Below are 5354 nucleotides of genomic sequence, written 5' to 3'. Positions count from 1 at the left end.
ATTTCATGTCTTCATCTTATGAAACTTCGGACTCCATGAAAATAAGCATACCTCATTGTTGCTTGCAGCAGCTTTTCGACACCGGACTCACCAATCGCAGTGCGAAAGCGGCCTATCTGAGTAGCATCACAGGGCAGCTTCGGTGTGTAGTACGCCTGCCCGCTGAAATACTGCCAGACCACATTCTCGGACCAGCGAATCACCAGTTCTTCATCACTCAGATTGAATGCGTGCTTCAGATACAGCAAGGAAGCCATCAATCGAATGGGCAAACGCGGCCGGCCCGCAGCGCTCACTCCTGTGCCCGCAGTCGCTAACGCTGTGCCGAAAATATCGCTGAACTCTACCATGTGGCCTTGACGATTCTTGCGCTCGAAAGCTGGTGCAAGGGCTGCTTCAATATCGGGCCACGGTAGTCGATTTGCCAATACCACCAAGGGATGGTGCAGATCGATCATCTGGTCGAGACGTGCACGAAAAAAATCATCAGTCGGCATTTAAACTTCCCCTAATTCCCTCAGGTTTTGATGCCTATATTATAATTTCCCAGGGATCTCAGCGTTTACTAATTCGCATGAATTCCAATATTTATAGGGTCTCCAAGCGTTTTGCAGGACTGACTATTTAAGTATGTAAAAAAATAATTGAATTGTTGGATTATTGATTTTTTCCGATGTCTTTTGTAAGCAATTTTATGCGCTGGCAGAATAAATCCGTCTAGCGACAGAAGCGGACATATCTGCTCACTTGATATGTATTTTTACAGTTAATGCGACAGAACTTTACGGAAAGAGCGGCCTGAATGATGTTGCTTTGCAAGCGCCTCAAATTCATGTCTCGGTACAAGTTTAAAGATTGTATTACAATGGGCCATGGCCTGATTCTTCTGTCTGGTTCAACAAGTTATGCGAAAACTTATTATACCAATTGGGCCTGAATCGGGCCTCAGTACTTGCTCGTTAACGGGGCAGTAGTGATCCGGATTACATAATAATTTCTTTCCTGCGACGTGACATAAAACCGATCAAACCTAAACCTGCCAACAGCATTATGTAGGTTTCTGGCTCTGGAACCGCACTTGCAATGGCTGAGGACATAAGCGCATGTGCATGAGTAGTTGGATGGAATCCGTCCCAAAACACATGTTCATCTGGATTGGCGCAAACCTCAAAAAGTAAAGAAAGACAGGCAGAATGTGAATCAGAAAAACCAAAAAGTCCCCGATTTGTTACAATATTATTAAAGACGCTGAAGGTATCAAACTCAATAATATCTACACTTGGAAACAGTAGATTCAATCCATCAATTTGCGAGGCCAACTCGGCATTGAAGCCTAGTGAAAATGCCTGAGCCTGGGGAATCAGACCTTCATCTTGTATAAAAGGGGTAAGACTCAGATCAGGAAGATTGGGAATAAGTATATGGGTGGCTCCGATATTCGCCAGCGCGAAAACATGGCTCGTTATATTCTGTGCGGCGGTGATAGGAGAATCGGATGTCAGAAAATCATTTGCGCCTCCCCACACAAAATACAATGCAGTGGGATCAGCGCTGCCCCCCGAAAGTGACAAATAATGTCCCAGTTCCTGTTGCATACCGGGAAGCCCAAACGAACCGGTGGTAAGGGCTGATCCTCCGTCACCATAATTACCGATACCACTTGTCGCACCAGCAACAGCAAAGCTGAAGAAATTGGTCGGATTAGCGCCACCTGGAAGTATAGAATTGGCAAGATATTCGGGGACAGTCGGGCCGTTCGAATAATGACCATCCACATAAGGTGGACAGGGATGAGAGGGATCGCAGTTGCCACCCAGCAAATTATATACACTTAAGACTGCAGAAGGATTGCTGCCTGCATCCGAAAGGCTGTCGCCGAAAACATAAACACTGCTGAAATTGGTAGTGGCCAGAACATTGACGCTAAGCATTAAGCCACATAATAACGACGAGAGATAAATCAGGCTCCGTTTCAAATTTTATTCTCCTTCAAAGGTACAGAATATTTGAACTTCTACTACAATCGAGCTAACCATAAAAGGAATCATAAGGTTGGGCCTTACATTTGACACTCTAGTGTTCTCGTCGGCGATAAAATTATTTATTTTCAGCGAGGAATATTGATAACCCTCGTATGGTGCCTAAATCGCCACAACTGGAAAAATTACGTATATGCTGCTGCATACGATCATTTTAATGGATGGTACCACAACTCTGAAGTTAAGCTAACGCTATCATTATATGATCTAAGACATTCATATATATCGTTAAAACAATTAGTACAGGTGATGAGCTAAATTAAGAGACGCTTTAGCTCATCAGATTTAAATTCTTTGATTGTTTATCGTAATATATTTGCCGTTGCATCGTTAATATACGCAGCTTTATTGGAAGATACAACGCAGAGAATTATTCTCCATCAAGCAAAAGTTCCGAATAAGCCCGGTCCAGAGCTGACCATCAAATTTATCTTGCTTAATTTCCGGGAAATATCGAAGTGCTTGCAGTCGTTAATTTTCAGATTTAATAGATATTCTGCGCTCTAAAATAAAAAAGGGATTAGCGTTTAAGCTAACCCCTATTCTATTTGGTAGGTCGTGCCAGGATCGAACTGGCGACCAACGGATTAAAAGATCTTTTAATTAACTGTTTTTTATATATATTTCACTCGCCAGTGCTCGCCAATACACGAGAATAATCGTCAGATTTGTCACGTTTTCACTTACTAACCGTCATAACAGCAGTCTGGCATAGCCAGTCTGTCCTAATGACATATACAAGAGCGAAGCTGTTGTATCTAATTCCTAGTTAGGAATCAAAAAATCCTGCCGTATTAATCATTTAATTTAACTCTTAATGCCACTAAAAGTAGAAACTTTTACACATTAATTTTTAACCGTAATTGAAGTGCCTCACTTTAAAAAAATCTGTATCTAATTATAAATTAAAATAAATTTATGAAATTTACATTACTGTTTCTGCTGTTAATTTCAACGGCATCATTTGCTGAAAATTTTTTAATTAACAGCAATAAGTTATTCAACTTCGCCGAACAATCTTTTCCTGAGTTTTTTAGTCCTGCTGGAGTGGCAACGAGTGACTTAGATAATTATTTAGTGCGCTACTATCCAGGAACCAATAACTATATTGGAACCAGCGGTGAAGACGTCTATGTTTATGGGGACGTTTTTAATGGATTGTTAAGGGCAGGGGCGCTTACAGATTATATTGAATTAGAACCTGATGGGGATGACTTATTAGCTCAATTGTTTGCCGATGCCAAAAGCAATGTGCAGGTTTATGGAACCGGAATTGTGATTTCCATTTTATCGGATGATCTTAATGGAAGTCGTCATCAGAGATTTATCATTGAATTAAAATCAGAACAAACACTACTCATTGCCCACAATATCGATTTAGCACCAAGAATTGATGAATTGGTTTTAAACGATAAGATTGAATTTTTTGGTGAATACGAGTGGAATGATAAAGGCGGTGTGGTTCATTGGACACATCATGATCCTGAAGAGATTCATCTGAACGGTTGGATCTTGCATAATAATGCTATCTATCAGTAACTATAAATAAAAAATTTTCTCTTTTTCCATCATGAAACAGGTAATTGCGCTGATTCCTAAATCTTTATGAATCTTGTGTTGGGTTGACCTACTGATTACGAAACGTAACTCGAAATATAGGATATATAAAAATCAATCACTTACAATGCTTGCCAAGCATAAAAACAGTGTCACACAACCACGAACAGTGTTACTTACAGGGTAGTTTGGCACAAATTTGACACAATACAATTTCGTGCCTTATTGTGTTGTCGCCAAATTGATCAACTCCACCCGCAGCAAGTGTAAGCCATGCCACAAAAAGAGTGAGCTGCTTAAAACAGCATATCAGAATAATAACGCATGTTTTTAGCTATTTCTTAGTATAACTTATTATTTTATAATAGTTTATTGAATTTGTTATTTAAAGCTAACAGTATGTTAGTGGATAACAGTTTCATTTTACATCTTCTCAAGATGCTTCAAAAAGTAGAGTAATTTCCTCTATTGTGCCCACTCGTGTATTTTTCAGTGCCTCGATTTTTGCGAATTGCATTGGAACAATGCCACTAAATACTAAACAGGAAATTATCTTTACTTCGGGTAACCCTGTATATTTTTTTACTTTCTCAGGGTTTCGCTCCATCACCGTGACTCGATCTAAATGAACTTTTAACTTATCACCTTTTCCTTTGTCATCTTCCTTGCCTTGGAAAGTTGATAATAAAGCAGCGATTTCGGAATAATTTCTTGCTAAAGACAAATCTTTGCATTCAATTACCAGAACTTCTTTGCTCGTCGGTCTCCATGCTAGAATGTCAATATCACCATAATTTTTCTCTAATTTTTCATTTAGTATTTCTGGAAGCTCAATATTTTCTTTTACAGACCATCCGTTTAGAGATAAATTTTGCGTCACTTCTCTATTAAAGCTATGGCCCTCTTTTGCTCTTCCCCACCAGTCATTTCTCATCTGTTCTGTTTGAAAAAAAGATTGTTTTAAACGACCACTCACTGTTCCATCTACCAAATAAACAAATCCCATTCTGAGGGATCCTGGTGCTATTAATAGTGTTGGGTTATCAGATTCTTCTATTTCCAAAATTGGACGCGCAACAAAAGAGAGTCTTCTGCCATAGCGCCATGGGTAAATCTCATCTAAAGTAAATTCATGGGGTACGATATCCCATCGTTTGCGAGTTCGTAACGTGAAACGTTCAAGAAAATGTTCAGCAACTTTTTTTGAGACTTCTTCTGAACATACCAGCTTGAAAAAATCCTCTCTTTTTATCTCAAAAATTGGTTTTTGAAGTTCAATCCCTTCGTTTTCCAAGGAATCAATAATATTGCGTCCTTCATCTATGTTAAACTTTGTTTCTGTAATCCAAATATTCCAAAAATCTTCGTCGAAGCTTTGTTTCACGGCTTCAATATGAACTGGATCATCATAATTTTTTTGTTGATGTGATGCGCCATAAACATATTTTTCACTGGATGCACGTGATAGCATAGGCTCAACCACTGCGGCCCCGAAATCGTCTTTTAACAAGATATCTCCCAAAGCTGATATGTGTAATTCTGGTGGCAGGACGTTATAGTGAATTGCATCTGATAATCCACCATATTGAATAACGAGGGAAGCCCTTGCGATGAGTTTGCTCAACTCAATATCAGAAATGAAATTCCCATTATCAAGAGGGCATTGGCAAAGAGCCATTTCTATAAGGACGCGGCTAGAAACTGCTGCATTTGCAAACTTTGAAGTCTGTTCTACATATTGGTTAAGGGTTTTTTCGT

General features: G+C 39.4%; 3 protein-coding genes and 1 pseudogene. 1 reads left to right on the top strand and 3 read right to left on the bottom strand.

Translation table 11 applies throughout. From position 1 onward, the window contains the following. Positions 1 to 53: 53 nt before the first annotated feature. Positions 54 to 497: pseudogene (locus QZV86_RS13325) on the bottom strand (transposase); the annotation flags it as partial. Positions 498 to 983: 486 nt separating this feature from the next. Further along, a complete protein-coding gene (locus QZV86_RS13320; RefSeq protein ID WP_295629109.1) occupies positions 984 to 1976 on the bottom strand; it encodes an SGNH/GDSL hydrolase family protein in 993 nt (330 codons plus the stop codon). Between the two features lie 981 nt (positions 1977 to 2957). Here QZV86_RS13320 and QZV86_RS13315 point away from each other — a divergent pair. Next, complete coding sequence (locus tag QZV86_RS13315) at positions 2958 to 3578, top strand: DUF3465 domain-containing protein (RefSeq protein ID WP_295629106.1); 621 nt, start codon at positions 2958 to 2960, stop codon at positions 3576 to 3578. A 451-nt stretch (positions 3579 to 4029) separates the two neighbouring features. On the opposite strand, the gene QZV86_RS13310 is transcribed toward QZV86_RS13315, so the two are convergent. Continuing rightward, on the bottom strand, positions 4030 to 5354 hold a 1325-nt coding region (locus QZV86_RS13310; protein ID WP_295629104.1), incomplete at its 5' end, for a hypothetical protein.

This window comes from uncultured Nitrosomonas sp. (assembly GCF_902826915.1).
Classification (GTDB): Bacteria; Pseudomonadota; Gammaproteobacteria; order Burkholderiales; family Nitrosomonadaceae; genus Nitrosomonas.
This window is presented reverse-complemented; position numbering and strand designations above follow the sequence as displayed.